The 2,995-nt window shown below is 68.5% G+C and carries 3 protein-coding genes; all 3 read left to right on the forward strand.

From position 1 onward, the window contains the following. The coding region (locus VFG33_RS06540) for an SDR family oxidoreductase (protein ID WP_325023460.1) at positions 1–810 on the forward strand (810 nt) is incomplete at its 5' end. Between the two features lie 36 nt (positions 811–846). Further along, complete coding sequence (locus VFG33_RS06545) at positions 847–1,437, forward strand: helix-turn-helix domain-containing protein (protein ID WP_325023462.1); 591 nt, start codon at positions 847–849, stop codon at positions 1,435–1,437. Between the two features lie 214 nt (positions 1,438–1,651). Then, positions 1,652–2,971 carry an NAD(P)/FAD-dependent oxidoreductase gene (locus VFG33_RS06550; protein WP_325023465.1) on the forward strand — a complete coding sequence of 440 codons (1,320 nt, stop codon included), beginning with the start codon at positions 1,652–1,654 and terminating at the stop codon, positions 2,969–2,971. Positions 2,972–2,995 lie beyond the last annotated feature (24 nt).

The following is a 2,995-nucleotide window of genomic DNA, read 5'->3' on the forward strand; positions in this document are numbered from 1 at the left end:
TGGGCCGAGCTGGTGGCGCCGAACCTCGCCATGCTGGTCAACGCGGTCGAGGCGGTCGATGCCGCGGCGCCGGGCCTGCGCCATGTCAGCCTGATGCAGGGCTACAAGGTCTATGGCGGCCATCTCGGCCCGTTCAAGACGCCGGCGCGGGAGGACGACCCCGGACCGATGCCGCCGGAGTTCATGATCGATCAGTTGGCCTGGCTGCAAGCCCGGGCCGAGACCCGGGGCTGGGGCTGGTCGGCGATCCGTCCGGCAGTGGTCGGCGGCACCGCGCTCGGCAACCCGATGAACCTGGCCGTCGCGATCGGTGTGTACGCATCGATGTCGAAGGAACTCGGCGTACCGCTTCGGTTCCCTGGCAAGCCGGGCGCCTACGACAGCCTGCTGGAGATGACCGATGCCGGGCTGCTCGCGGAGGCGACTGTCTGGGCGGCGACCTCCCCGGCCGCGGCGAACCAGGCGTTCAACATCACCAACGGCGATCTGTTCCGCTGGAACGAACTCTGGCCGAAGCTGGCCCGCTGGTTCGGGCTCGAGGTCGCGCCGCCGTTGACGATGTCGCTGCAGGACGTAATGGCGGACAAGGAACCACTCTGGAAGGACCTCCAGGTCACCCACGGGCTGGTGGACACGCCGTACGCCGAGGTCTCGTCCTGGGGATTCGCGGACTTCGTCTTCGGGTGGGACTACGACTTCTTCGCCGATGCCTCGAAGTCCCGCCGGGCCGGCTTCCACACGTACGTCGATACCGAGGCGATGTTCGTCGGCATCTTCGAGTCGCTTCGCCGCGACCGCATCATCCCCTGACCTGCAGGCTCGTTAGTTTGTGGCATGCTCCGGGCTGTGGGTGGTCAGGGAGCGGGACGGGTGCTGGGGGTCAACCTGCGCGCGCGGCGGGACGAGCAGGGGATCTCGCTGTCGGAACTCGCCCGGCGGTCCGGGATCGCCAAGGGGACGTTGTCGCAGTTGGAGTCCGGTTCGGGCAACCCGACGATCGAGACAGTGTTCAGTCTGTCGAACGCTCTCGGGGTCCCTGTCTCCTCGCTGCTGAGTGAACCGTCGTCGTCCGACCTCGTCGTCGTCCGGTCGGCCGACCTCGACGTCCTGAGCGGCGACGCTGTTGATCTCCGGATGCTCCGCCGGCTGGAGAGCCCCGGCAGCCTGTTCGAGGTGTACGACCAGCGGATCCGCCCCGGCAAGGTCCAGCACTCGACCGGTCACCCCGGGACCGAGCATCACGTGATCCTGTCCGGGCGGTTGCGGATCACGGCTCGCGACCAGACCCAGGAACTCGGCCCGGGCGACTATCTCGCCTTCCGCGCCAACGTCCCGCACGAGTACGAGGCCCTGGACGGCGAGGTCGCGTCGGTACTCCTGCTGGAATACCCGCCCGACGTCCACCCCTCCACCCTCGACTCCCTCCACCTGTCGTAGGTCAGACGGCCGGAGTTCTTGGGCCCGGACCGCCACCACTCACCAACCTGCCGCTCCCGCCCAGGAGCATGTCCGGGCACGCGTGGCCGGAGCTACGCGGTCGACGTTACTGAGTGGTGGCGGTCCGGCCTCGCCTCTACCCGTTGACCTCGGCGGGTCCGCAGTCGTACGCTCGGAGCGTTCATTTTACTGAACGTTTGGCCGGGAGTGGTGGATGGCGGATGTGGTGGTGGTCGGTGCCGGGATCATCGGTGCCGCCTGTGCCGAGGCGCTTTCCGCGGCCGGCGTCAACGTGCTGGTGATCGACCGCGGTGCGCCCGCGAGCGGAACCACGGCCGCGGGCGAGGGCAACATCCTCCTCTCCGACAAGGAACCAGGTCCCGAACTCGACCTGGCGATCGCGTCCCGCCGCGAGTGGCCCGCAGTACTGGCTCGGCTGCCCGAGAAGGTCGCAGACGTCGAGTGGGAACCCAAAGGCGGCCTCGTAGTGGCGACCGCCGCCCCGGAACCCCTTGCGGCGTTGGCAGCTGAGCAGCGCAGTGCGGGTGTCGATGCGCAGGTCATCACTCCCGCCGACGCTTTCGAGCTCGAACCTCTGCTCACTCGCGCGGTGACCACGGCCGTCTACTACCCGGAAGATGCTCAGTTGCAGCCCGTGTTGGCAGCCACAGCACTGCTGGCCGCAGTACGGGCTCGTGGCGGCGAGGTGCATGCCGGCGTCACAGCTTTGTCCGTACGCCGGTCCGCCGGCGGTCACGTGATCGGGTTGGAGACGGACGCGGGCGTGATTCCGTGTGAGGCAGTGGTGAACGCGTGCGGGCCGTGGGCCGGTGAGTTCGGTGCGGCGGCAGGCGGGCCGATCGAAGTACTGCCGCGGCGCGGGATGATCCTCGTGACGGCGCCGCTGCCCGAGTGCATCCGGCACAAGGTGTACGACGCGGACTATGTCGGTGCGGTCGGGAGCGGCGAGGCGGATCTTCAGACGTCGACGGTGGTCGAGTCGACGCGGGCGGGAACGGTGCTGATCGGCTCCAGTCGGGAACGCATCGGCTTCGACGACACGCTCAAGATCCAGGTCCTTCGCGAACTCGCCTGCAAAGCCCTGCTGATCTTTCCGTTCCTCGGCGACGTTCCGGTGATGCGCGCGTACGGCGGATTCCGTCCGTACGCCCCGGACCACCTCCCGATCATCGGACCGGATCCCCGCATCCCCGGCCTCTGGCACGCCACCGGCCACGAAGGAGCCGGCATCGGCCTAGCCCCCGCCACAGCCCGCCTCCTCACGGAACTCTTCCTCGGCAAAGCTCCCCACGTAGACCCCACACCGTTCCGCGTGGACCGTCCAGCAGTCACCACAATCACCGAAACCGGGGTTGGTGGAGCCGAGGATGGTGGTGCCGCGCCGGAGAGCGGTAGCAAGGACGGTGGCGTCGTGTCCGAGAGCGGCGCCGGGCGGCGTGGTGCCGTGTCGGAGGGCGCTGCCGGACTGGGTGGGCGCGGCCGTTCGCCTGGTGTTGCTGGGGGTGGGTTGTGAGTCCGTTTTTGCGAGCGGTTGAAG

The organism is Kribbella sp. (assembly GCF_035687465.1).
Classification (GTDB): Bacteria; Actinomycetota; Actinomycetes; order Propionibacteriales; family Kribbellaceae; genus Kribbella.